The 25,679-nt window shown below is 48.3% G+C and carries 21 protein-coding genes and 1 pseudogene; 9 read left to right on the top strand and 13 right to left on the bottom strand.

The genetic code is table 11. The features are described 5' to 3' along the window. Positions 1–236: 236 nt before the first annotated feature. The 10 genes and pseudogenes from ACDC99_RS06285 to ACDC99_RS06240 form a co-directional block, all read right to left on the bottom strand. Entirely contained in the window at positions 237–1,559 is a 1,323-nt protein-coding gene (locus ACDC99_RS06285) for a pepsin/retropepsin-like aspartic protease family protein (protein WP_370756229.1), read from the bottom strand. A gap of 80 nt (positions 1,560–1,639) precedes the next feature. Beyond that, the gene (locus tag ACDC99_RS06280) at positions 1,640–2,623 is read right to left on the bottom strand and encodes an ORF6N domain-containing protein (RefSeq protein WP_370756227.1); all 984 of its coding nucleotides are present in this window, start codon (positions 2,621–2,623) and stop codon (positions 1,640–1,642) included. A gap of 157 nt (positions 2,624–2,780) precedes the next feature. Continuing rightward, positions 2,781–2,873: pseudogene (locus ACDC99_RS06275) on the bottom strand (recombinase family protein); the annotation flags it as partial. A gap of 58 nt (positions 2,874–2,931) precedes the next feature. Next, complete coding sequence (locus ACDC99_RS06270) at positions 2,932–3,153, bottom strand: site-specific integrase (protein ID WP_022315905.1); 222 nt, start codon at positions 3,151–3,153, stop codon at positions 2,932–2,934. Positions 3,154–3,358: 205 nt separating this feature from the next. Continuing rightward, positions 3,359–4,642 (bottom strand): bifunctional folylpolyglutamate synthase/dihydrofolate synthase, encoded by a 1,284-nt coding sequence (locus ACDC99_RS06265; protein ID WP_288745478.1) that lies wholly within the window; start codon positions 4,640–4,642, stop codon positions 3,359–3,361. A 7-nt stretch (positions 4,643–4,649) separates the two neighbouring features. Then, on the bottom strand, positions 4,650–5,294 hold the full coding sequence (locus tag ACDC99_RS06260) for a DedA family protein (RefSeq protein WP_022315907.1): 645 nt from the start codon (positions 5,292–5,294) through the stop codon (positions 4,650–4,652). 267 nt (positions 5,295–5,561) lie between these two features. Next, a complete protein-coding gene (dnaJ, locus tag ACDC99_RS06255; RefSeq protein ID WP_370756225.1) occupies positions 5,562–6,746 on the bottom strand; it encodes a molecular chaperone DnaJ in 1,185 nt (394 codons plus the stop codon). 14 nt (positions 6,747–6,760) lie between these two features. Further along, a complete protein-coding gene (locus ACDC99_RS06250; RefSeq protein WP_022315909.1) occupies positions 6,761–7,345 on the bottom strand; it encodes a nucleotide exchange factor GrpE in 585 nt (194 codons plus the stop codon). A 163-nt stretch (positions 7,346–7,508) separates the two neighbouring features. Continuing rightward, entirely contained in the window at positions 7,509–9,122 is a 1,614-nt protein-coding gene (locus tag ACDC99_RS06245) for an ABC-F family ATP-binding cassette domain-containing protein (protein WP_022315910.1), read from the bottom strand. A gap of 141 nt (positions 9,123–9,263) precedes the next feature. Further along, positions 9,264–9,626: a hypothetical protein gene (locus ACDC99_RS06240; protein WP_370756223.1), complete on the bottom strand. Its 363-nt coding sequence runs from the start codon at positions 9,624–9,626 to the stop codon at positions 9,264–9,266. A 35-nt stretch (positions 9,627–9,661) separates the two neighbouring features. Here ACDC99_RS06240 and ACDC99_RS06235 point away from each other — a divergent pair, with 35 nt between their 5' ends. Further along, the gene (locus ACDC99_RS06235) at positions 9,662–10,555 is read left to right on the top strand and encodes an RluA family pseudouridine synthase (protein WP_370756221.1); all 894 of its coding nucleotides are present in this window, start codon (positions 9,662–9,664) and stop codon (positions 10,553–10,555) included. 71 nt (positions 10,556–10,626) lie between these two features. Further along, the gene (locus ACDC99_RS06230) at positions 10,627–10,779 is read left to right on the top strand and encodes a hypothetical protein (RefSeq protein ID WP_022315912.1); all 153 of its coding nucleotides are present in this window, start codon (positions 10,627–10,629) and stop codon (positions 10,777–10,779) included. Between the two features lie 67 nt (positions 10,780–10,846). Here ACDC99_RS06230 and ACDC99_RS06225 read toward each other — a convergent pair whose 3' ends face one another. Then, positions 10,847–11,314, bottom strand: a complete 468-nt coding sequence (locus tag ACDC99_RS06225) for a nucleoside deaminase (protein ID WP_022315913.1) — start codon at positions 11,312–11,314, stop codon at positions 10,847–10,849. Between the two features lie 106 nt (positions 11,315–11,420). Here ACDC99_RS06225 and ACDC99_RS06220 point away from each other — a divergent pair, with 106 nt between their 5' ends. Next, a complete protein-coding gene (locus tag ACDC99_RS06220; RefSeq protein ID WP_370756219.1) occupies positions 11,421–12,218 on the top strand; it encodes an EFR1 family ferrodoxin in 798 nt (265 codons plus the stop codon). A 203-nt stretch (positions 12,219–12,421) separates the two neighbouring features. Here ACDC99_RS06220 and ACDC99_RS06215 read toward each other — a convergent pair whose 3' ends face one another. Next, positions 12,422–13,495, bottom strand: coding sequence for an asparaginase (locus tag ACDC99_RS06215; protein WP_044066288.1), 1,074 nt, complete (start codon positions 13,493–13,495; stop codon positions 12,422–12,424). 145 nt (positions 13,496–13,640) lie between these two features. On the opposite strand from ACDC99_RS06215, the gene uxaC reads away from it, so the two are divergent. The 6 genes from uxaC (at position 13,641) to carB (ending at position 24,435) form a co-directional block, all read left to right on the top strand. Further along, a complete protein-coding gene (uxaC, locus tag ACDC99_RS06210; RefSeq protein WP_042518931.1) occupies positions 13,641–15,044 on the top strand; it encodes a glucuronate isomerase in 1,404 nt (467 codons plus the stop codon). A gap of 279 nt (positions 15,045–15,323) precedes the next feature. After that, the gene (locus tag ACDC99_RS06205) at positions 15,324–16,106 is read left to right on the top strand and encodes a polysaccharide biosynthesis/export family protein (protein ID WP_022315917.1); all 783 of its coding nucleotides are present in this window, start codon (positions 15,324–15,326) and stop codon (positions 16,104–16,106) included. A gap of 31 nt (positions 16,107–16,137) precedes the next feature. Then, entirely contained in the window at positions 16,138–17,982 is a 1,845-nt protein-coding gene (gene glmS / locus ACDC99_RS06200; protein ID WP_370756216.1) for a glutamine--fructose-6-phosphate transaminase (isomerizing), read from the top strand. Between the two features lie 112 nt (positions 17,983–18,094). After that, positions 18,095–19,984, top strand: coding sequence for an amidophosphoribosyltransferase (locus tag ACDC99_RS06195; RefSeq protein ID WP_022315919.1), 1,890 nt, complete (start codon positions 18,095–18,097; stop codon positions 19,982–19,984). A 43-nt stretch (positions 19,985–20,027) separates the two neighbouring features. Further along, complete coding sequence (carA, locus tag ACDC99_RS06190; RefSeq protein WP_370756214.1) at positions 20,028–21,104, top strand: glutamine-hydrolyzing carbamoyl-phosphate synthase small subunit; 1,077 nt, start codon at positions 20,028–20,030, stop codon at positions 21,102–21,104. 100 nt (positions 21,105–21,204) lie between these two features. Further along, the gene (carB, locus tag ACDC99_RS06185; protein WP_022315921.1) at positions 21,205–24,435 is read left to right on the top strand and encodes a carbamoyl-phosphate synthase (glutamine-hydrolyzing) large subunit; all 3,231 of its coding nucleotides are present in this window, start codon (positions 21,205–21,207) and stop codon (positions 24,433–24,435) included. Between the two features lie 198 nt (positions 24,436–24,633). On the opposite strand, the gene ACDC99_RS06180 is transcribed toward carB, so the two are convergent. Further along, positions 24,634–25,659, bottom strand: coding sequence for an IS110 family RNA-guided transposase (locus ACDC99_RS06180; RefSeq protein WP_042517114.1), 1,026 nt, complete (start codon positions 25,657–25,659; stop codon positions 24,634–24,636). Positions 25,660–25,679 lie beyond the last annotated feature (20 nt).

The following is a 25,679-nucleotide window of genomic DNA, read 5'->3' as shown; positions in this document are numbered from 1 at the left end:
GGAGAGTGGATTTTGTTTGGCTTTTAACCCAAATCGGTCGTTAGGGCTTGCTTGGATTTTGATTTTTAGAAGAGTGGATTTTGTTTGGTTTTTAATGAGTAATAGCGAGCTCTTGCGAATTAAAAACAAGCAAAAGACGCCTTATAAAAAGCAAAAGACTGCAAGCAGTTGTAAAATATTACATTAAATGGCCTAATGACCGTTTGGGTGGTTACTGGTGGTGTTAAATATTTCTACTAATCCTCAAATCTCATCCACATATTCTTGAAGTTGATAATAAATTTCCTATGTGCCATTAACGTTGGTAAACCGATTCTGCAATCATATTCCTCATTCTGTTCTGAAGATGTTACTACTGGAATGTTTGTCTCGGTATATTGTTCGCCAGCAAGGGTAAATGTCCATGACACAGGTATCGTTTTTACAACATTGACACCACCGACACCTGCCGTGCGCAATGAATCAGTTGCCGTTCTACCAGTAAAACAGTTTTCGTTCTTTTTATAATAGCGATTTGTCAGGATGGTTCCTGATGCGCCAGTGTCAACTATTGCATCAATCTTTTTCCCTGAACGACCATCTGTTAATGGCAAATGGAAAAGGCGCTGAGGTGAACGATAGAAATTGGGAGCATATGCAGGTCTTGGTGTGTACGAGGCTGGGATTACAAGCTGCATTCTGTCAAAATCGAAACAAATCTCACCCAATGGCATCATTGTCTGGTTGCCTATAACGCATTCGTATCCAAGCTCCTCCAACTTTTTGTTTGCTAACGGATTGTCAGTTCTCATATCGACAACAAAAAATGGGACATTTCGATAAACTAAATCACCAAGTTTTAGGGAGTCCACCACTACTAAGCCTTTGCTATCAGCATAAGACATACCCAACATCTGTATGTTCTTGGTCTGTATGACAGTTGCCTTTATATGCTCGGCAAACTTAGTAGTCATTATATTTATACCTGCCCCTGAATCGTAATTGCATTTCACTTTTTTTCCATTGATATTAGCCATAACAAACATCATTTCTGGATTTTTGCGGTTACCTGTATGTGTTAACAAGGGCACACTCACGTTATAGTCTGGCCTCTCCACAGAAAACGTGCCGCATTTCGAAAGCTTAGAATAAATGTCCTCATAGGCTTCAAATACAGGATTTACAGTTTGTCCACCCTTGCGGTATGCCTCGTTCAGACTGTGTAATAATGCGGAAGCCTTATCGTAGTGTCCCAATGTTGCATAATCTTCTGCCATGAAATACATAATTGAAGGTACAGATGAATTTAGTTCATCTTGATACTTCTCCAAAATTTCTTTGCCATACTTGATAGCGCTGTCCGGTTCATTATAAAATTGACTTATAAAGAATCTGGAGAGCGGTTTTAGAAATGGTGTCTGCAAGTTTTTACCATCAGACATATACAAAGATCTAAGTTCGGCCCAATTACTGCCATTCATAGCCTCGCCTATTCTCTCGTCAATGCTTTTTACTTGTCCAAATGAAATTGTAGCAAATAATAATGCCACAAATGTTATGCTTATTCTTCTAATTGTCATAATCATTATTTTAAGTTTTTGTTCTTATGAAATATCCACAAGTTTCTCATATTATATTTTGCTTTACATATAGAGGCGTCTTACTCTCTATTAATCCTTTCCACCAATTCGTCTGGTGTAAGTATCTCCATCTTGGAGAAACCAAACCACTTTTTGCCCAAGTCCTTTATGGATGCTCCTATATGATACACATCATCGTCTATACAAAGGAAGCGGTCATGTGACAAACGGAATGTTTCAACATCAATCGGTGCATATTGAGCATTATGACGGTCTATGTCGAGTTGGAACAGACGGCTTATCTGCTGAGTGTAGATGATTGCAGACACGTTATTATCTCTTTTATCGAGCAATGTCAGTACAGTCTCGTCAACATAGTTGTCGATAAGAATGATACGTCTTTTTGCACTCTTAATCAAGTCGGACACGAAAGTATAGGCATCATAAACTTGCCCATTGTAGAACACACCTTGCTTCGGCTTTGCATTACCCTCGTCCAATCTGCGAAACACCTCGTCTATACGCTTGTCGGATTCTTGCAAGTGTTTATCTGTATCTTGTTGGTGCTGTAAAATTTCCAGCTGGTGATATTCTATTGTTTCTAAGCGGCTGAACATAGAAGCATTATTCACCATGAAGTGGCGCATGGAAACAAAGGCTCGCATAATCTGAATATTGACCTCAATGGCTGTTTGTGAACGGAGAACACTACTAAGCATTGCCACGCCTTGTTCAGTAAAAGCATACGGCATATATTTGAGGTGTTGACCTTGTTTTCCGTTTAAGGTCACAATTTGTGACCTTAAACATTCTTCCTTTGTCAATTGAAACCGAAAATCATTAGGGAAGCGTTCAACATTGCGTTTAACAGCCTGATTCAGAACTTTAACTTCTACCCCATATAGCATTGCTAAATCTTTATCAAGCATAACTTGTTGCCCTCTAATTACTTTTATTAGAGGTTCGATATTACCTGCGAGTTCATGGTTGTCGCATTTTGTAACATCTATTTTGGACTGGTCGCAATTTGCGACCGGTTCTTTTTTATCTATGTTGTTTGCCATATTTCTATCTTTATTTTTGAGATCACAAATTGTGACCTTAAACGTAGTGTTGTTATATTGCGTACAAAGGTAGTGCTTTTAGCCTTTAAGCCACTATTGCACAACCCCTTTCTTTGAAAGGAACGTAAAATCAATAGTATTATTGCGATGATTGTACTTTTAGTAATTCCGACAAGTCCTTGACCTGTCTTTCCGTGCTCTGTCTGTCACCAATACTGGAGACACGAGCGTATATTACTCCTGTTGTCATCTATATCAAAGATTAAATTGAACATGAAAAAGCCTGTGTCCAGATAAGTCTTGCAGATTTATTTGAACACAGGCGTTTTTTGAATACAGCCTGACGGCAATTTATCAACAAAAGGGAAGAAGTATGACTTCCCCATTTCTCTTTTAGGCATCCACTTCTTTGTTTCTTCCGACAATGGGATGGTTACTCTGTCCTTGGTCTTGACTTGGATATGGTCAATGTATTCTGTCTTGCCGTCAGCAGCCTTGTGGATTTCTAATAGACTGTAAATCAGTGACATTACATTACCTTACTATCCTTTCATTTCCGATGGTTAGATCCGCTTGGGATAATTGGGATAATGTCAAGTTGACAGGTTGACATGGCTGTTTACGAGGTGAAGGGAAAGAGTAAAAAAGAAAAACGAGCAGACGGGGAATTATCATGAAATAGTATTCCACGTCTACTCGTCAATTTGTTTCTTTGTCTGCTTGTAAGCTTGCTTTTCAGAAATCCGTCAGGAAATCCGCCACCACATAGCTGCTGCCGCCGACGAAGATGAAATCATCCTTGTCGGCATCCTTGAGAGCGGCGGTGTAGGCTGCAGCAACAGTAGGGTAGGAGTTGCCTCGCAACTGATGTTTCTCGCCATCCTCTTTTACCTTCTCTACAGGTATTGCCCTGTGGGTAGATGCCTGTGTGAAATAATATATGGCGTTCTTTGGCAGCAGTTCGCAAACCCTGTCGATGTCTTTGTCGTCCACCATACCGAATACCATTCTCAATTGCTTGCAAGGTTGCTTCTTTATCTGTTCGCTCAGATATTGCCAGCCAGCCACGTTGTGCCCCGTGTCGCAAATCACGGTAGGGCTTGTCTGTATCCTCTCCCAGCGTCCGCGTAGGCCAGTGGTTTCTGTCACATTGGCAAAACCCTTCTTGATGCAGTCCTGGTCTTTTATTATCCCCATGCTGATGAGCTGTCGACAGGCGCAGAGCACGGTATTGGCGTTGCGCTCCTGATAGTAGCCTCCCAGTTCACCATGCAGTCTGCCGAAGTCTTTTGTCTCGTAGTCGAAGCCTTGTCCTGAGTTTGGAGTGGCAGTCAGAATCTCCTTGTCGTCTTGTGCGAATGTGATTGGAGCATTCTCCTGCATTGCCTTAGATTCAAACACTGGGCGCGTCTCCTCCGTGTATTCGCCGATTATTACGGGAGTCTCTGGTTTTATCACTCCGGCTTTCTCCGTGGCTATCTTTGCGAGAGTGTCGCCAAGAAACTGTGTGTGGTCGAAACTGATGTTCGTTATTATCGCCAGTTCCGGAGATATGATGTTGGTGCAGTCGAGTCTGCCACCCAGTCCCACTTCTATCACGGCATAGTCAACAGCCTCTTCTGCGAAGTATTTGAAAGCGAGGGCAGTGGTGAGTTCGAAGAAGCTCGGATGAAGAGGTTCGAAAAACTCCCTCTCCTTTTCCACGAAGTCGATTACATATTCCTCGCTGACGCATTTGCCGTTGATCCTTATCCTCTCTCTGAAGTCCACGAGATGCGGTGATGTGTATAGTCCCACCTTGTAGCCTTCAGCCTGGAGAATTGCGGCGATGGTGTGGGAGCAGGAGCCTTTACCGTTTGTTCCTGCCACGTGGATGCTCTTGAATTTCCTGTGTGGATGACCGAAATGCCTGTCCAGCTCCTCGGTGTTGTAAAGACCCTCTTTGTATGCCGACGCACCGACCTTCTGGAACATCGGCACGCTGTCATAAAGATATTGTATCGTTTCCTCGTAATTCATCATTTTCTCATTTTTTCTTTTTCAATCCTTTGTATGCAAGGAATGCTACCACTACTACGGCGAGAGCGAGAAGTACGTAGCCAATCTCATGACTGTATTTCAACGCCTGCTGATACACGTCCTGTGTAGTCTTGTAGTCGGTGTATTTGTATATCGCCCATCCTATCATGGCGAGCACGGTATTCCACGCGCCGGCACCGAGAGTGGTGAAGGTGAGGAATCTGCCCACATGCATGCCAGACAGTCCGGCAGGGATGCTGATGAGCTGTCTCACGGCAGGAACGAGTCGTCCGAAGAATGTGGAGGTGGCTCCGTGTTTGCGGAAGAACTCCTCTGCCTTTTCCACCGACTGGCGGTCGATGAGACACATGTGTCCTATTCTGCTGTCGGCAAATTTGTATATTATCGGTCTGCCGAGCCATTTGGCGAGGTAATAGTTCACGAGCGCACCGATGTCTGCACCGATGGTTGCGAAGACGATCACCAGTATGAATGTCATGTTGCTGTCAGGGTCCATCGCCTTCCATGCTGCCGGCGGCACTACTACTTCTGATGGGAATGGGATGAACGAGCTTTCGATTGCCATGAATAGTGTCACTACCCAATAGCTCAGATTGTCGAGAATCCAGAGAAAAAGATCTGCAGAGTTCATGATTTGTTTGTATAATTATTGTTATGGTTATCTATGTTTATAGTTATCAGGATGCAAAGTTAATGATTTGCCTGTTTAGCACAAAAGACGCGATGCCTAAAACAACATATATTATCTAAAACAACATATATTATGACTGTTTTAACATCTATGATGACAATATACAAACAACAATGGCGGAATGAAAGACACTCCGCCATTGTTGCTTGTCAGACTATATTGCAGTCTGTTCTATTATCAGTGTTTATGTGTCAGATGTCGCTACGGTCAGCTGAAATAACTTCTGAATTTCTGGAAGATGGTCTGCTTTGTCGTAGTGTCACCCTTGAAGTTGTCGCTCTTCTGCATCTCTTCGAGCTCTGTCTTCTCCTCCTTTGTCAAAGTCTTTGGAACATACACGCTGATGTGTACCACGAGGTCTCCGGTGCTATGTCCGTAGCCTTGTATCGCCGGCAGTCCCTTGCCCCTGAGTCGGAGCGTCTTGCCAGGCTGCGTGCCCGGTTCAATCTTTATCTTCACTTTGCCGCCGCTGATGGTAGGCACCTCAACCTGTCCGCCGAGAGCTGCCGTAGGGAAGTCAAGGAGCAGGTTGTAGATGAGGTCCTTTTCTTCGCGGATGAAGGTGTCGCTCGGTTCTTCCTCTATGAGCACCTGAATGTTGCCGGCCACACCGTTGTGTATTCCAGCGTTGCCTTTTCCCGGCACGTTTACCACCATGCCACCGGCCACTCCGGCAGGTATCTTTATCTCGACAACCTCTTCACCCTTTGTCACTCCGGTGCCGCCACAAGCCTTACACTTGTTCTTGATTATCATGCCCTCGCCCTGACAGGTAGGACATACACTCTGTGTCTGCATCATGCCGAAGAGACTCTGTGTGGTGCGTGTCACCACTCCGCTGCCGTGACATGTCGGACAGGTTTCCTTGCTGCTGCCCTTTTCGGCTCCGCTACCACCGCAGCATGAGCAGGTGACGTCTTTCTTCACCTTGAATTTCTTTGTCACGCCGGTTGAAATCTCGGCGAGTGTCATTCTAACCTTCAGTCGCAGGTCAGCACCTCTGTGCTGTGCCGGGCGACCGCCACCGCGTCCGCCGAATCCGCTACCGAATCCGCCTCCGAAACCGCCGCCATGGCCTCCGAACACGTCACCGAACATCGAGAATATGTCGTCCATGCTGAATCCGCCGCCGAATCCGCCGCCGAAACCTCCGGCTCCGCCGCCCATCGGACCATCGAAGCCGAACTGGTCGTATTGCTGTCTTTTCTGAGGGTCGTGCAATACGTCGTAAGCCTCTGCAGCCTCTTTGAATTTCTCTTCAGCCACCTTGTCGCCAGGGTTGCGGTCAGGGTGATATTTGATGGCGATTTTTCTGTAAGCTTTCTTTATCTCGTCCTCGGATGCGTCTTTGCTTACGCCAAGCACCTCGTAGTAGTCTCTCTTGTTTGCCATATTCTGTCTTTACCTTATTGTCCCACTGCCACTTTGGCGTGTCTTATCACCTTGTCGTTGAGTTTATATCCTGTCAGCACGCAGTCGAGCACCTTGCCCTTCTTCTCGTCTCCCATGCCAGGCACCATGGCGATAGCCTCGTGCAGGTCGGTATCGAAGTCAGCATCCTTTGTCTCTATCTTGTTCACGCCAAGTCCGCCAAGCACCTTCTCGAATTTCTGGAATATCAGTTTCATTCCTTCTTTCAGAGCCTCGGCATCGTCTGTCTTCTCGGCGCTGGCAAGAGCGCGCTCCATATCGTCGAGCACAGGAAGTATTGCCGCCACCGTCTTCTCGGCACCGTTGAGCAGCAACTCTGCCTTCTCCTTCATAGTGCGTTTGCGGTAGTTGTCAAATTCAGCCACGCTTCTCAGATATTTGTCCTTGAGATCAGCAATCTCCTCTTTGGCAGCCTCCAGCGGGTCTTTCTCCTCTTTCTTTTCGGCTTCCTTTTCGGTATTGTCTTTTCCGGCATTCTCCTTGGCGGCATTCTCAGCCTGCTTTGCCTTGGAGGTTTCCATCTCTTCCGTTTCTTTCTTTATATCTTTTTCTTTGCTCATAATGTTTTGCTTTTTCCCTTTAATCAGCAAAAACCTTGCCAACAGGGGCAAGGTTCTGCCATAAATGGAATTTGGATATTCTGCTTGTTCTGAAAAATCAGCTTCCCTTATCCGGATTATTGATAAAGGTTCTGATTTCAGCCTCGTCTACACGGCGGGATTCTTATTCATACATCTTGGCGCGCTGCTCTTTCAGCTGCTCGTCGTAGATGTAGTCGTCATACTGCATGAGCTTGTCGATTGTTCCGTTTGGAGTCAGCTCTATAATGCGGTCTGCCACGGTCTGTATGAACTCGTGGTCATGGCTGCTGAAGAGGATGTTGCCCTTGAATCCTACGAGGTTGTTGTTGAAAGCCTGAATGCTCTCGAGGTCGAGGTGGTTGGTAGGAGTGTCGAGGATGAGGCAGTTGGCGTTCTTCAGCTGCATTCTTGCTATCATACAGCGCATTTTCTCGCCTCCGCTCAATACGTTCACCTTCTTCAGCACTTCTTCGCCGCTGAAGAGCATTCTGCCGAGGAAGCCCTTCATCACCACTTCGTTGCCCGGACCATACTGGCTGAGCCAGTCCACGAGGTTCATGTCGCTCTGGAAGAACTCCGTGTTGTCGAGAGGCAGATATGCTGTGGTGATGGTTATACCCCATTTGAATGTGCCGGCCTGCGCCTCGCGGTTGCCGTTTATGATTTCGAAGAGGGCAGTCATAGCCTTAGGGTTGTGGCTCAGGAACACCACCTTCTGTCCCTTTTCGATGTTGAAGCTCACGTTGTCGAAGAGCACTGTGCCGTCGTTGTCCACGGCCTTCAGTCCTTCCACTTCCAGAATCTGGTTGCCCGGTTCGCGCTCCATCTGGAATATGATTCCAGGATATTTGCGTGATGACGGTCTGATTTCCTCAACGTTCAGCTTCTCGAGCATCTTCTTGCGGCTCGTCGTCTGCTTGCTCTTTGCCACGTTGGCAGAGAAACGGCGGATGAATTCCTCCAGTTCCTTGCGCTTCTCTTCAGCCTTCTGACGCTGGTTCTGAGCCTGGCGCAGGGCGAGCTGTGAACTCTCATACCAGAAAGAGTAGTTTCCTGAGAATACGGTAACCTTTCCGAAGTCGATGTCCACTGTCTGTGTGCTGACGGCGTCGAGGAAGTGACGGTCGTGGCTCACTACGAGAACTGTCTGCTCCACATTGCTCAGATATTCCTCAAGCCACTGCACGGTGTCGAGGTCCAAGTCGTTGGTAGGCTCGTCGAGCAACAGGTTGTCGGGGTGTCCGAACAAAGCCTTTGCAAGCATCACGCGCACCTTCTCGTTGTTTGACAGCTCGCTCATCATCTTCTGGTGCATGTGCTCCTTGATGCCGAGGTTAGAGAGCATCTGTGCAGCGTCGCTTTCAGCGTTCCATCCGTCCATCTCGGCGAATTTCAGCTCCAGGTCGGCAGCGCGGTTACCATCCTCTTCTGTCATTTCCGGTTTTGCGTAGAGTGCCTCACGCTCCTTCATGTTGTTCCACAGAGGCTCGTGTCCCATCAGCACCGTGTCCATCACGCTGTATGCGTCATATTTGAAGTGGTCCTGATCGAGCACGGAGAGACGCTCGCCCGGTCCCAGTTCCACTGTTCCCTTGTTAGGCTCCAGTTCTCCGCTGATAGCCTTGAGCAGTGTAGACTTTCCTGCGCCGTTTGCACCGATCACACCATAAATGTTCCCATTGGTGAATTTGATATTGACATCCTTGTAGAGTACTCTCTTTCCGAATTGGATAGCGAGATTGGTTACTGTAATCATTTTCTTTCTTCTACCTTATTATATAGTACTTTCTTATTGTTATCTTTCTTTTCTGCCAGAGACATTCCCGAAGCATACCTTTTGGTCCTTGGCATCGAATTTTGCCCAATACGGCAAAATCGGCTGCAAAGTTACTGCAAATTATTGATATTGAGAAATAAAAGTAAATTTTTGTGGATATTTTACGGGCTGACGAGTGGAAAAGAAGGGGCCAGACGAATCAATTTCCATCGAAAAGCCATCACGATAAGCATTACTTCGAAATCTCCCCCTGACGTGGGGAATGAAACCCCACATTGGGGGGAACCGTTCCCCACGCCGTGGGGGAAAATTCAGGGATATATTTTTGTCGCCGTAATTGTTGGGCTGGTTTATCCGACATAGCAATCCCTTCACCGCCTGCGGTAATCTCTGCCGGGGCGATGATGGCAAAAAAACACGCCTCGTTGCCATAATATCAATGACTTTTGGCATTATTGATGCAAAAGTATCTGATTTTTTCATATATTTGCATCCCGAAATTTCTTTCAGACGACAATATGAGACATACATATAACAGAAACATCAATGATTACGCCCACTATCAAGTGGAGCAAGACGATACGTTGCTCAACTTCCTCCTCAACAACGTGAAGGAGAGCCGTTCTAAGATCAAAGCCACGCTTCAAGGCCGTGGCATCAAGGTTAATGGCAAGACTGTGACACAGTTTGACTATCCCGTTGCTGCCGGCACCAAGATAGAAGTGAGCAAGACGAAACGAAACAACGACAAGCTCAAGAGCCGTTATGTTAAGATTGTCTACGAGGACCAGTATCTCGTGGTGATAGAGAAGGACATCGGCATCCTGTCGATGGCGGCTGGTCACAAGTCGCTCAACGTGAAAGCCGTGCTCGACGACTATTTCAAGAAGACCCGCCAGCGCTGCACGGCACATGTCGTACACCGTCTTGACCGCGACACCAGCGGACTCATGATTTATGCCAAGGACATGGAGACGGAGCAGATTCTGGAGCACAACTGGCATGACATAGTTTTTGACCGACGCTACGTTGCCGTGGTGAGTGGAGAGATGGAGAATGATGAGGGAACGATAGAAAACTGGCTGAAGGACAACAAGGCATACGTGACATATTCGTCACCGGTGGACAATGGCGGAAAATATGCCATCACCCATTACCGGGTGCTCGACCGCACCACGGAGCATAGTCTTGTGGAATACAAATTGGAGACAGGGAGGAAAAACCAGATTCGTGTACACTCTGCCGATATGGGACATCCGGTATGTGGCGACATAAAATACGGCAATGGCGACGACCCTATACATCGCCTTTGTCTTCATGCCTATATGCTCTGCTTCTATCATCCCGTTACCCGTCAGGCGATGGAGTTCGAGACGATGATTCCGGCGGCGTTCAGACATCTGTTCAAGTAGGCCAATCGGTAAGCTTCATTGCTCAGTCCCCTTTTATATTGGGCTCGATTAATCATTAAACTCAAGAAAAGATGGAAAATTTCGGATATTACATATTCTGTATAGTAGCCTTTATCGTGGTGTTCCTGCTTGTGAAGAAAATCACAGGCTGCCTGATAAAGACCGCCATATTCGTTGTGCTGGCAGCGGTGCTTGCGGCAATATACTATTTGTGGCTCAGTTGAGGCTTGTGATAAAACGAATCGGTCATCAGGACATTTCTGTGTATTCTGTTCTGATGACCGGTTTGGGTTAGTATTCAGTCTTGTCTGTCTTCTCCGCCCACATGCGGAAAGCCTTTTTCGCCTCTTCCTGCATGATGATTTCCGATGGCTTGTTGCGGTGGTCCGGCGACAGTTCCAGTTCCTTGTATATGAAGTCGTCGTCGAAACCTATTGCAGCAGCGTCCTTGCGGTCGTTGGCATAGAAAATCTTGTCGAGATGTGCCCAGTATATAGCACCCAGACACATCGGACACGGTTCACACGAAGTGTATATCGAGCAGCCTCCCAGGTCGAATGAACCGATAGCCTTTGCCGCCTTGCGGATTGCCGACACCTCAGCATGGGCGGTAGGGTCGCAGTCTATAGTGACACAGTTGGAAGCCTCTGCCACGACTTCGCCGTTGCGTGCTATTACCGCACCGAACGGTCCGCCGCCGCTTTTCACGCTCTCTTCAGACAGTCTTATGGCTCTGAGCATTAATTCTTTATCGTTCATACAATATTCCTTTATTAGTTATAGATTTAGTGTTATACATTCAAACTCTTTGCTAAGATATTGAATATTTCCCAATAAAACAAGAAAATACCCTAAATTCACGATTATGATACTGTATTTGTCCGGCACAGGAAACACCAGGTGGGTTGCCGAGAGCATCGCCCGCATGACAGGAGACGAGAGGGTAGTAGACATCGCCTCTGTATGCAGCCAGCCCCTTCATGTGCAGCTGAACCCCGTAGAGCCTCTCGGCATCTTCTTTCCCGTTCACGGTTGGCGCCCGCCGATGCTGCTTCGTCGCGTGTTGTCAGGAATGACGTTGAGCGTCGGTTCGGAGCGCAATGTCAAACCCTATGTGTATTCAGTCTGTACCGTTGGCGACACCGTTGGCGAGAGTATGGATATATTGCGCAGCGATCTCAAGAAACAAGGCGTTTCTCTCGATGCCGTGTTTGATGTGCGGATGCCGAATACATACGTCGGACTGCCCTTTATGGATGTAGACAAGGAGAAGGTGGTCAGCGACAAGCTCCATGAAGCGCAGCCGCGCATGGAGTTTATAGCAGAAAAGATAAGAGAGATGGCGAAGGGGGCTTTCATGCGCTATCTGGGCAGATGGAAGAGAATCAACAGTGGTCTGCTCGGCGAGGCATTTGTGCGCAAACTCGTCACCGACCGTTATTTCCATGTTGAAGAGTCGCTCTGCGTGTCGTGTGGGAAGTGCGTGGCATCGTGTCCCGTCGGCAACATGTCGCTTGACGATGACGGTATGCCGCAATGGAACCATGATGGCAGCTGTCTCACTTGCTTCGCCTGCTATCATAATTGTCCACGCCATGCCATCCGTTTCGGCAGCGTTACCGACAAGAAGGGACAGTATGTCTTTGACCCCAAACGGGCATAGAATGCAAAAAATCAGGCAAACGGTATCTCTATTCTCTATCTTATGTGATAGTATCTCGAATGGCAGCCGAAATAGGAACCGCCGTATGCGGAACCGCACGAACGGTGGTGTGAGAGGACTGTAAATACGAAAATAGGAAGAAAACAGCTTCGTTTTCCTCCTACTCGATTTATTTGTAAAAGTCAGAGACTTCTCTTTTGCCTTTATTCTGTCACAGTTATCTCTCCGCAGATATCTCTCACAATGTTCGATCTCACGAGATTAACATCGTTGTGCTGACCTATCAGGAACATGAGTTTTGTCAAAGCACTCTCCACGGTACTGTCGTAACCGCTCACCACGCCCATGTTCTTGAGCTGGAATCCCGTGTCGTATCTGCCCATCTCCACTGCTCCGGCATCACACTGGCTGATGTTCACCACAGTGATTCCGCGGCTTGTAGCCTCCTTGAGCAGTCGCATGAGCCAGGGGTGGTGTGGTGCGTTTCCGCTGCCGTAGGTCCTCATCACTATGGCGCGAAGCTCCGGCGACTCGATTACGTGGCGCGTGATCTGCTCCTGCACACCAGGGAAAAGCGTGAACACGGTGACGTTGGGGTCTAATGCGAAGTGGGGGATGAGTTTCTTCCTGAAGTCCCTCTTCAGGATATGCTCCTCGTGGTATGTGATGTTCACTCCGGCATCTGCCAGATGAGGATAGTTGTAAGATTCAAAGGCGTTGAACCCGTCGGCGTTTGCTTTCGTTGCCCTGTTGCCTCTCAGCAGGTGGCCGTTGAAATAGATACACACTTCTGGAACTATCGGTGTGCCGTCGTCATGGTGGGCAGAAGCCACCTCAATACTCGTCACGAGGTTCTCTTTGCCATCGGTGCGCAGCTGACCGATAGGCAGCTGGCTTCCTGTCAGCACCACAGGCTTTGTCAGGTTTTCGAGCATGAACGACAGTGCTGATGCCGTGAATGCCATGGTGTCGGTGCCGTGCAGTATTACGAAACCGTCGTAGTCGTCGTATCTGTCGGCAATGATCCTTACGAGTTGCGACCAGAAGCGCGGCGTCATGTCGCTGGAGTCGATGGGAGGCGTGAACTGATAAGAGTCGATTCCCGTCTCGATGGCAGCAAATTCCGGAAGGCAGCTGATTAGATGGTTAAAGTCCAGAGGTTCCAATGCTCCTGATTCACGGTTGCATCCCATGCCTATTGTGCCTCCCGTGTATATCAAAAGCACTCTGTCTGTGCGCTTGAAGGAATAGTTAGAAACTGAATTTTTGTTTTTCATAAAAGGTCTTGCCTATTTGATTTTTCGTTTAGATTGTGCAAATATAGCTTAAAAAATGATGTAATCAAAAAAAATGCCGTATATTTGCACAGAAAAGATTAAACAAATTACATATTAACAATTAATACTAAAATAATATTAAGTCATGAAGCAATTTATGGACGAAAACTTCCTGCTTGAAACCAAGACCTCGCAGGAACTTTTCCACAATCATGCGGCCAAGATGCCAATCATCGATTATCACTGTCATCTGATTCCTGAAATGGTGGCAAACGACCATCAGTTCAAGAGTATTACAGAGCTTTGGCTCGGAGGCGACCACTACAAGTGGCGTGCGATGAGAACCAACGGTGTTGACGAGAAATTCTGCACAGGCAAGGATACTTCAGACTGGGAGAAGTTTGAGAAATGGGCAGAGACCGTTCCTTACACTTTCCGCAACCCTCTTTACCACTGGACCCACCTCGAGCTGAAGACCGCTTTCGGCATCGACAAACTTTTGAGTCCTAAGACAGCAAGAGAAATCTTCGACGAATGTAACGAGAAGCTGAAGCAGCCAGGATATACCGCACGCGGATTCATGCGCCGCTACAACGTGGAGTGTGTCTGCACCACCGACGATCCAATCGACGATCTGCGCTACCACAAGCAGACTCGCGAGAGCGGTTTCGAGATCAAGATGATTCCGGCATGGCGTCCTGACAAGGCAATGAACATCGAGAAGCCTGAATTCCCTGAATACGTGAACAAGCTCGGTGAGGTGGCTGGTGTCACAATCAACAAGTTTGCCGATATGGTGGACGCTCTGCAGAAGCGCCACGACTTCTTCCATGAGAACGGCTGCCGCCTTTCAGACCACGGTATCGAGGAGTTCTACGACGAACCATATACAGACTCTCAGATCGAGACAATCTTCGAGAAGGCAATGCGCAAGCAGCAGCTTTCGGCTCAGGAGGTCCGCCAGTTCAAACACTGCATCCTGCGCATCTTCGCTGAACAGGATTTCGCAAGCGACTGGACACAGCAGTACCATTACGGAGCAATCCGCGACAACAACAGTCTGATGTACGACAAGCTCGGTGCTGACACCGGTTTCGACTCAATCGGTGAGTTTACCACAGCAACAGCGATGAGCCACTTCCTCAACGAACTCAACAAGGAAGGCAAGCTCACACGTACTATCCTCTACTGCTTGAACCCATGTGCCAACGAGGTTATCGCCACAATGCTCGGCAACTTCCAGGACGGTTCATGCCCAGGCAAGATCCAGTTCGGTTCAGGCTGGTGGTTCAATGACCAGCTCGACGGTATGACACGCCAGATGAACGCACTCTCTGTTCTTGGTCTGCTGAGCCGTTTCGTAGGTATGCTCACCGACAGCCGTTCGTTCCTCTCATATCCTCGTCATGAGTATTTCCGCCGTCTGCTTTGCAATCTGCTCGGCAACGACGTTGAGAAGGGCTTGCTGCCAAACGACATGGAGAGCCTCTCTCGCATGGTTGAGGACATCAGCTACAACAACGCCCGCAACTACTTCAAGTTCTATTGATTCCCGTCGCGTTCACGCGTCGGCAGGTCGGTCGCAATAAGCGGGTGGACAAGTCGGCGAGTAGATAAGTTGACGGACAGGACGAACATACTGAGTCGTTTCCCCTTTGACTATCCAGGATAGTGGCATGAGGGGCGATGAATGAATAATCCATATCCCCATTTCCCACCACATGAATTATATGTGAGAGAAATGGGGATTTTGTATAGAAATATTTGCCGCTTTCAGAAAATAGGATTATTTTTGCAAAGATTTTAACTATATCTTAATTGAACGAGTATGAAGAAACTACTTATGCCAATTGTATTATTGGTAGCTGTGTTCACCCTCTTTAGCTGTGGTGGCATAAAGCAATTCGCTTATTATCAGAACATTGACACACTGGACTTATCTTCTTCGAAGGGACTTTTCGATGCCAAGATCATGCCTAAGGATGGCTTGGTGATTACCGTAAATACCACCGATCCAAGAGCAGCCGTGCCGTTCAATCTCAATACTGGTAATAATAATAACATTGCTAATGCCAAGGAGTCAACATACCTTGTTGACAACAACGGTTACATCAATTTCCCTATCATAGGATTGGTGAAAGTTTCAGGTTTGACCAAACGCGAGTGTGAGGCTGTCATCCACGACAGAATCAAACCTTATATGGCAGAGAAGGAGAATCCTATCATCACCGTGCGCATGTCCAGCTTCAGAGTATGCGTGTATGGTGAGGTAAACAAACCGGGAGAGTTTGTTGTGGAAACAGAGAAAATAAGTCTACCCGAGGCTTTGGCACAGGCAGGCGACCTTACTATCTATGGTAAACGCCAGAATGTGTTGCTTATCAGAGAAGACAGCGAAGGAAGAAAGTCTGCCCACAGGCTTGACTTGACAGATGCAAACATCATAAAGTCTCCATACTATTATCTGCAGCAGAATGACCAGATTTATGTGGAGCCTAACAAAACAAAGAAGAGAAACTCTGTAATTGGTTCGAGTACGTCGATCTGGATTGCAAGTATCAGTTCTCTGACGTCTATAACGTCGCTTATCGTGACGTTGGTTAGATTGTAAGGCTTTCTGTCATTTCAAATTTTTATTTGATATGTGTGGTATTGTAGGATATATAGGTAAAAGACAGGTCTTCCCTATTCTCATTAAGGGACTTAAGAGATTAGAGTATAGAGGATACGATAGTGCGGGCGTCGCTATGATAAACGACAATGGCGACCTCAGCGTATACAAGACTAAGGGCAAGGTGGCAGATCTGGAGCGGTTCTGTGAGGATAAGGACATATCCGGAACTGTTGGAATAGCACACACACGTTGGGCTACTCATGGTGAACCATCGTCGGTGAATGCACATCCGCATTATTCAGAGTCGAAGAACATCGCCATCATTCATAATGGCATCATCGAGAACTATGCTGACCTGAAGAAGAAACTCGTTGCCGATGGCGTGAAATTCCGTTCGGATACCGATACAGAAGTCATCGTGCAGCTCATAGAATATATACAGACGAGAAAGAACGTAGACCTGCTTACGGCAGTGAGGTTTGCCCTCACCCAGCTCATCGGAGCTTATGCCATTGCAGTGCTCGACAAGAGAGACAAAGACCAGATTATCGCTGCCCGCAAGCAGAGTCCGCTGGTCATCGGTATAGGCGAGGACGAGTTCTTCCTCGGTTCCGACGCCACTCCTATTATTGAATACACCGACAAGGTGGTTTATCTCGACGACGACAATATCGCCGTGATACGCCGTGGCGAAGACCTCAAGGTGGTGAATACTCTCAACGACACGCTTAATCCGGAAATCTGCACCGTAGACCTCGACCTCGGACAGATAGAGAAAGGCGGTTTCCCGCATTTCATGCTCAAGGAAATCTTCGAGCAGCCGGAATGTCTGGAGAACTGCATGCGTGGAAGGATAAACGTGGAAGCCAACAATGTTACACTCAGTGCTGTAATAGACTACAGACGTCAGCTCCTTGCTGCCAAGCGTGTGATAATCGTTGCCTGCGGCACGTCATGGCATGCCGGACTCATAGGCAAGCAGCTGATAGAGTCGCTTTGCCGCATATCGGTGGAAGTGGAATACGCCAGCGAGTTCAGATACAGAAATCCTGTTATCGACAGTTCCGACGTCGTGATAGCAATCTCCCAGAGCGGTGAGACAGCCGACACGTTGGCTGCCGTGAACCTGGCAAAAGACAACGGCGCATTCGTTTATGGAGTATGCAACGCTATCGGTTCGAGCATACCGAGAGACACAGACACCGGTTCGTATATACACGTAGGACCGGAGATCGGCGTTGCCTCCACCAAGGCATTCACCGGACAGGTCACCGTGCTTCTGATGCTCGCACTGGCACTCGGCAAGGAGAAGGGCACGATTACAAACGAACAATACTCCAAGATTGTCAGCGAACTGTGTACCGTGCCAGAGAAGATGAAGTCTCTGTTGAAGCTGAACGACAGGATATCAGAATTGAGCAAGACCTTCACCTATGCCAGCAATTTCCTTTATCTGGGACGTGGCTACAACTATCCGGTTGCGCTTGAAGGCGCTCTGAAACTGAAGGAAATCAGTTACATCCATGCCGAAGGCTACCCAGCTGCAGAGATGAAGCACGGTCCCATCGCCCTTATCGACTCTGATATGCCGGTAGTGGTAATAGCTCCGCATGATGAGATGTATCAGAAGGTGCTCAGCAATATTCAGGAAATCAAGGCACGAAAGGGAAAGGTCATAGCATTGGTTTCTAAAGGCGACGACACGATAAGCAAGATTGCCGACGAAGTGATAGAGATTCCGCAGACGCTCGAATGTCTTGAGCCGCTTGTGGCATCCATTCCGTTGCAGCTCCTTGCATACCATATCGCAGTGTGCAAAGGAAAGAACGTTGACCAGCCGAGAAATCTCGCCAAGTCGGTGACCGTTGAATAATTGACATCTATATCTTGGGGCTGCTCCTCTTCCGAGGGGTGAGCCCCTTGCTTTGAATATATTAGGGTAATAGTTACAGTAAGGATAATACATATTTAATAAGAATTCATAAATGGAACCTTTGAAGCATGAATGTGGTGTGGCAATGGTGAGACTGCTGAAACCACTGGAATACTACCAGGAGAAGTATGGCACCTGGATGTATGGTCTTAACAAACTCTATCTCATGATGGAGAAACAACACAACCGAGGACAGGAAGGAGCCGGAATGGCATGCGTGAATCTCGCAGCTTTGCCCGGCCACGAATATATGTTCAGGGAGAGGGCGGAAGGTTCCAACGCCATCACGGAGATCTTTAGCACAGTACACAAGAAATTCATGGACCTCTCAGAGGAACAGCTCGCTGATGTGGATTATGCACGCCACAATCTTCCGTTTGCAGGAGAGATGTATATGGGCCACCTGCGCTATTCCACTACAGGAAAGAGCGGACTCACATTCGTGCATCCGTTTCTGAGAAGAAACAACTGGAGAGCAAAGAATCTTTGTCTCTGCGGAAATTTCAATATGACCAACGTGCATGAGATTTTCGAGAAACTACTCGCTATGGGACAGTCGCCGAGAATATACAGCGACACCTATATCACTCTCGAACTGATGGGCCACCGCCTCGACAGAGAGGTGGAGCGCAACTTCATAGATGCCCAGAAGAAGGGCCTCAAAGGACGCGACATCACCGATTATATCGATGACAACGTGAAGATGGCTAATGTGCTGAAAACCACGATGACCGACTTCGACGGTGGCTACGTGATGTGCGGACTGACAGGAAGCGGAGAGATGTTTGCCATGAGAGACCCATGGGGGATTCGTCCGGCTTTCTGGTATAAGGACGACGAGGTGATAGCATTGGCAAGCGAGCGCCCTGTGCTTCAGACCACATTCGGACTCGACTGCGACGACATCCACGAGCTGGAGCCCGGACAGGCGATAGTAGTGACAAAGAACGGCGTGGACAGTCTGGAGCAGATAATCGAACAGCGTGGCGACAGCAAATGCTCGTTTGAGAGAATATACTTCAGCCGCGGTTCCGACCGCGATATATACAATGAGCGCAAGAAGCTCGGAGAACAGCTCACGGAGAGTATTCTGAAGGCTGTGGATTACGACACCGAACATACAGTGTTCTCTTTCATACCAAACACAGCCGAAGTGGCGTTCTACGGAATGCTCGGAGGCTTCAAGAGGTATATCAACGACCAGAAGATAGAACGTCTGTATAACCTCGGCCATACACCGACTAAGGACGAGCTGCAGGAGATTCTCCATCAGTATGTCCGGAGTGAGAAGGTGGCATGGAAGGACATCAAGCTTCGCACCTTCATCACAGAGGGAAACACCCGTAAGGACCTGGCGTCGCATGTATACGATGTGACATACGGTTCGATAGAGCCATACGTTGACAATCTCGTCATCATCGACGACAGCATCGTTAGGGGAACCACTCTGAAAGAGAGCATCCTGAAGATTCTCGACAGCCTGCACCCAAAGAAGATCGTGGTGGTGAGCAGTTCGCCACAGATACGATACCCCGACTACTACGGTATCGACATGCCGAGCCTGGAGGAGTTCTGTGTCTTTGGTGCCACAATGCAGCTGCTGAAGGAACGCGACATGCTCCATGTCGTTGACGATATTTATGAGAACTGTCTCGCAGAGCTCAAGAAACCGAGAGCCGAGATGCGCAACTGCGTGAGAGACATCTACACGCCTTTCACGGTGAATGAGATAAACCAGAAAATCATCGAGATGCTGCGCCCAGAAGGCATGACAACACCGGTGGAACTCGTGTTCCAGTCTATCGAAGGACTCCACGAGGCTATACCTGGCCATAAGGGAGACTGGTATTTCACCGGTAACTATCCTACTCCCGGAGGCACGGAGCTTGTAAACAGAGCCTTCGTCAGCTTCTATGAGAACAAATACAAGAAGAGAAAATAGAATTATAACAAAATAACCGCAAGGTTTAAAAACAACTATATAAATGAGAAATGTAACTTTAGTCTTGGAAGATGGAACCAAGTTCCACGGAAAGTCGTTTGGCTACGACCAGCCCGTTGCTGGCGAGGTGGTGTTCAATACAGCCATGATGGGCTATCCGGAGAGCCTTACCGACCCTTCCTACGCAGGTCAGCTGATGGTTCTCACTTATCCGCTTGTAGGTAACTATGGCGTGCCTCCGTTCACTATCGAAGAGAATGGTCTGGCTACATTTATGGAGAGTGACAAAATCCATGCTTCGGCAATCATCGTTGCCGACTATAGCGAGCAGTATAGTCATTGGAATGCTGTAGAGTCGCTTGCCGATTGGCTCAAGCGCGAGCATGTGCCGGGAATTACCGGCATCGACACCCGCGAGCTGACTAAAGTGTTGCGTGAGCACGGTGTCATGATGGGAAAGATTCTCTTCGACGACGAGCCGGACAATGTGCCGGTGGCAATGTATGAGGGAGTGAACTTCGTCGACCGTGTGAGCTGCAAGGAGATTATCCGCTACAACGAGGGTGCCGGCCGCAAGGTGGTGCTTGTTGACTGTGGCGTGAAGCATAACATCATCCGTTGTCTCATCAACCGTGGTGTGGAAGTTATCCGTGTGCCATGGAACTACGACTATACCGACATGGAGTTCGACGGCCTTTTCCTCGCCAATGGGCCTGGCGACCCGGACATGTGTGAGGAAGCAGTGGCAATCATCCGCAAGCAGATGTCAAAGTCTACAAAGCCAATCTGTGGTATCTGTATGGGTAACCAGTTGCTCGCCAAGGCAGGCGGCGCAAGCATCTACAAACTGAAATACGGTCACCGTTCCCACAACCAGCCAGTGCGCATGGCTGGCACAGACAGGTGTTTCGTGACGAGCCAGAACCACGGCTATGCCGTTGACGCCAAGACTCTCGGCAAGGACTGGGAGGAACTTTTCGTGAATATGAACGACGGCAGCAACGAGGGCATCAAGCACAAGACCAACCCTTGGTTCTCAAGCCAGTTCCACCCGGAGGCTTGCTCCGGACCGGTAGATACAGAGTTCATGTTCGACAAGTTCGTTGAAGCACTCAAATAATGATTCGCTGAAACACGTTATAGTCACATTCTGCCGTCCTCTCTCTCTTGAGACTGGCAGTGTGGAATCAAAGTATCAAGAAACTCAAGATAATATAATAATGAAAGACGATAATATAAAGAAAGTCCTGCTCTTAGGTTCAGGCGCATTGAAGATCGGTGAGGCCGGTGAGTTCGACTATTCCGGTTCTCAGGCACTCAAGGCACTCCGTGAGGAGGGAGTGGAAACAGTTCTCATCAACCCTAACATCGCCACCGTACAGACATCCGAGGGCGTTGCCGACCAGATCTATTTCCTTCCTGTCCAGCCATATTTTGTGGAGAGGGTAATCGAAAAGGAGCGTCCGGATGGTATCCTCCTTTCTTTCGGCGGACAGACGGCTCTCAACTGCGGTGTTGAACTCTTCAAGAGCGGTGTGCTCGAGAAATACAATGTCAGGGTGCTTGGCACACCGGTGCAGGCTATCATGGACACAGAAGACCGTGAGCTTTTCGTTCAGAAGCTCGACGAGATTGACGTGAAGACCATCAAGAGCGAGGCTTGCGAGAACATCGAACAGACACGCAAGGCAGCTGCCGAACTCGGTTATCCTGTTATTATCCGTGCCGCATACGCATTGGGAGGTCTGGGATCAGGTTTCGCTGACAACGAGGAGGAACTGAACAAGCTCGCTGAGAAGGCATTCGCTTTCTCTCCACAGGTGCTTGTGGAGAAGAGTCTCAAGGGATGGAAGGAGATAGAGTATGAAGTGGTGCGCGACCGCTACGACAACTGTATCACCGTTTGTAATATGGAGAACTTCGACCCGCTGGGAATCCATACGGGAGAGAGTATCGTAATCGCTCCTTCACAGACGCTTACAAACTCAGAATATCACAAGCTCCGTGCCTTGGCTATCAAGATCATCCGCCATATCGGTATCGTGGGTGAGTGTAACGTGCAGTATGCGTTCGACCCAAAGAGCGAAGACTATAGAGTGATCGAGGTGAATGCCCGTTTGAGCCGTTCGTCAGCTCTCGCTTCAAAGGCAACAGGTTATCCTCTGGCTTTCGTTGCTGCAAAGCTCGGTATGGGCTACGGACTCTTCGAGCTGAAGAACTCCGTGACCAAAACCACCAGCGCATTCTTCGAACCGGCTCTCGACTATGTGGTCTGCAAGATACCACGCTGGGACTTGAGCAAGTTCCGTGGCGTAGACAAGGAGTTGGGATCATCGATGAAGTCTGTCGGTGAGGTAATGGCTATCGGCCGCAACTTCGAGGAAGCTATCCAGAAGGGTCTCCGTATGATCGGTCAGGGTATGCACGGCTTCGTTGAGAACAAGGAACTTGAGATTCCTGATATCGACGCCGCCCTTCGTGAACCTACAGACAAGCGTATCTTCGTCATCTCGAAGGCTATGCACAAGGGATATACCGTTGACGATATCCATGAACTGACTAAGATTGACAAGTGGTTCCTCGAGAAGCTGAAGCATATCATCGACATCGACGAGGAGATGAAGAAGTGCAACATAAATACTCTTGACAAGGAACTGATGCGCACGGCTAAGGTCTATGGTTTCACCGACTTCCAGATAGCTCGTGCAGTCGGCTTGGAGCAGGAGCTTCACAGCATGGCTAAGGCAGGTCTTGTAGTAAGACAGTTGCGCAAGAACTATGGCATCCTTCCTGTAGTAAAACAGATAGACACCCTTGCTGCGGAATATCCGGCACAGACCAACTATCTGTATGTTACATACGCCGGTGTGAAGAGCGACATCACCTTCGAGAACGACCACCGCAGCATCGTGGTGCTCGGATCAGGTGCATACCGCATCGGTTCTTCAGTTGAGTTCGACTGGTGTGGCGTGCAGGCTCTCAATACTATCCGCAAGGAGGGCTACCGCTCGGTGATGATAAACTATAACCCTGAGACCGTTTCTACCGACTATGACATGTGCGACCGTCTCTATTTCGATGAGTTGACATTCGAGCGTGTTATGGATATCATCGACATGGAGCAGCCTTATGGCGTAATCGTTTCCACCGGAGGACAGATTCCTAATAACCTTGCAATGCGCCTCGATGAGCAGCATGTGCCGATTCTCGGTACCAAGGCTAAGGACATCGACAATGCCGAAGACCGTGCCAAGTTCTCTCAGATGCTCACCAACAACGGTATCAACCAGCCTGAGTGGAGCGCTCTGACCAGCATGGAAGACATCGACAAGTTCATCGATAGGGTAGGCTTCCCTGTTCTCGTGCGCCCAAGCTACGTGCTCTCAGGTGCTGCCATGAACGTATGCTCTAATGAGGACGAGCTGAAGCGTTTCCTCCAGTTGGCTGCCAATGTCAGCGAGGATCATCCGGTCGTAGTGAGCAAGTTCATCGAGCATGCCAAGGAGATTGAGATGGATGCCGTGGCAAAAGACGGTGAGGTCATTGCTTACGCCATTTCTGAGCATATCGAGTTTGCCGGTGTACACTCCGGCGACGCTACAATACAGTTCCCTCCACAGAAACTCTATGTTGAGACCGTGCGCCGTGTGAAGCGCGTCGGCCGTCAGATTGCCAAGGAACTCCACATCAACGGACCGTTCAACATCCAGTTTATGGCTCGCGACAATGATATCCTCGTCATCGAGTGTAACCTGCGTGCCAGCCGTTCGTTCCCATTCGTGAGCAAGGTATTGAAGATCAACCTCATCGAGCTTGCCACACGAGTTATGTTGGGTCTGCCGGTAGAGAAACCGAGCAAGAACCTCTTCGATCTTGACTACGTGGGAATCAAGGCTTCTCAGTTCTCGTTCAACCGTCTGCAGAAGGCTGACCCAGTTCTCGGTGTAGACATGAGTTCTACCGGTGAGGTTGGATGTATCGGAAACGACACAAGCTGTGCCGTGCTCAAGAGTATGCTTTCCGTAGGTCAGCGTATTCCGGAGAAGAACATTCTTCTTTCTACTGGTAGTGCAAAGCAGAAGGCAGACATGCTCGACGCTGCACAGATGCTCGTGAAACATGGTTATAAGCTCTTTGCAACAGACGGAACAAGTAAGTTCCTCACTGAGAACGGCATTGAGAACACCCATGTGCTCTGGCCTTCAGACCCGGACGACGGCAAGACTCCAAAGGCTCTTGATATGCTCCACAACCACGAGATTGACATGGTGGTGAACATTCCTAAGAACCTCACCAGCTCTGAGCTTACCAACGGTTACAAGATTCGCCGTGCGGCAATCGACCTCAACGTTCCGTTGATTACCAACAGCCGTCTTGCCAGTGCATTCATATCAGCATTCTGCACTACCAAGCTCTCAGATATCGAGATTAAGGCATGGGGTGAATATTAATCGTGATAAGCTGGAGTTGATATACTCCAAGAATAAAGGTACATAGTTACCATAATAAAAACAGCCAAGGATTCAGTTATTGCCGAGTCCTTGGCTGAGTTTTTTTTACCACCCCAAAAACGACCTAATGACCGATTGGGGTTAAACCCAAATCGCTTTCTATGTTAATATCCAAATGTTTTGACCATTATTTTCAATTTATGCTGAGATTTTATATTCAGGGGTGAATGTTTGGCGATTTCTGACCATGGCTGTGACCAAATGTACAAGTTTGTTCTTGACATTGTTCAGTGCAACCTGCTTCTTCTTTCCTCGTTCTACGAGGCGCATGTAGTACCTCGCCATAATGGGATTGAAGTTGACGGCAGCTAGTGCCGCTTGCGTCAGCATGGCCTTTATCTGGCGGTTAGCCATATAATGTACATGCGGATCGGAATGCACACTGGTTCCCGAATCTTTGCCAAATGGAGCTAGGCCGTAATAGCAGGCAATCTTGCGTGAGTCGTAGTTGAAACGCCGGAAGTTGTCGGTGTACACCATCAGGCACACAGCGTTCTGCGTTCCTATGCCAGGCACCGAGGTCACGATGGTGAACACCTCGGTGAGTTCCTCGTCCGACTTGATGAGATCGGCAATGCGCTTATCTATCTTCTCTATCTCCTTATTGAGTTCAGAGACGATGTGCCGTCCGCTCTGCGAAATCATTGTCTTGACTGGCGACTTCTCCATAGTGAGTCGCTTTTCGCCTCTACGCACCTGGAAACTGCATCTGTGTCTTACGATCATCTGACGGTATAGGAACAGCTCACGCAGTTGTGTAAGCGACTCGCTAAGAGGCTCGTACATAACGGCTTTATCGTAATTCCTCATGGCGTATTCTGCAATCATCGAGGCGTCAGCACGGTCAGACTTCAATCGTCTAAGACCAGATGCGTCTTTGATGCTCTTTGCGTTCTCAAGCCACATGTCGTAGCCTTTACCGTAGAGGAAGTTGCACAGTCCCTTGCTGTAGTCGCCCGTGTTCTCGCCACAGAAGAGCCACAAGGACGAGTCGATACCGCAGGAATTCTGCTCAACCCACTTGACCAACTGCCTATAGCCAGACACGGTTGTCTTGAACTCGTTGAACACTCTAGCAGCGGTTTCTGCCAGTCCGTCTGCAAAAAGGATAGCCACATCAACTTTTTCTTTCGAAAAATCAACTCCGATAAATAAATTCTTCATAACTTTGTACGAGTTATATT

The organism is Prevotella pectinovora, assembly GCF_041323955.1.
GTDB classification, from domain to species: domain Bacteria; phylum Bacteroidota; class Bacteroidia; order Bacteroidales; family Bacteroidaceae; genus Prevotella; species Prevotella pectinovora.
Note: the sequence above shows the minus strand (reverse complement) of the source record. Positions and strands in the feature narration are given on the sequence as shown.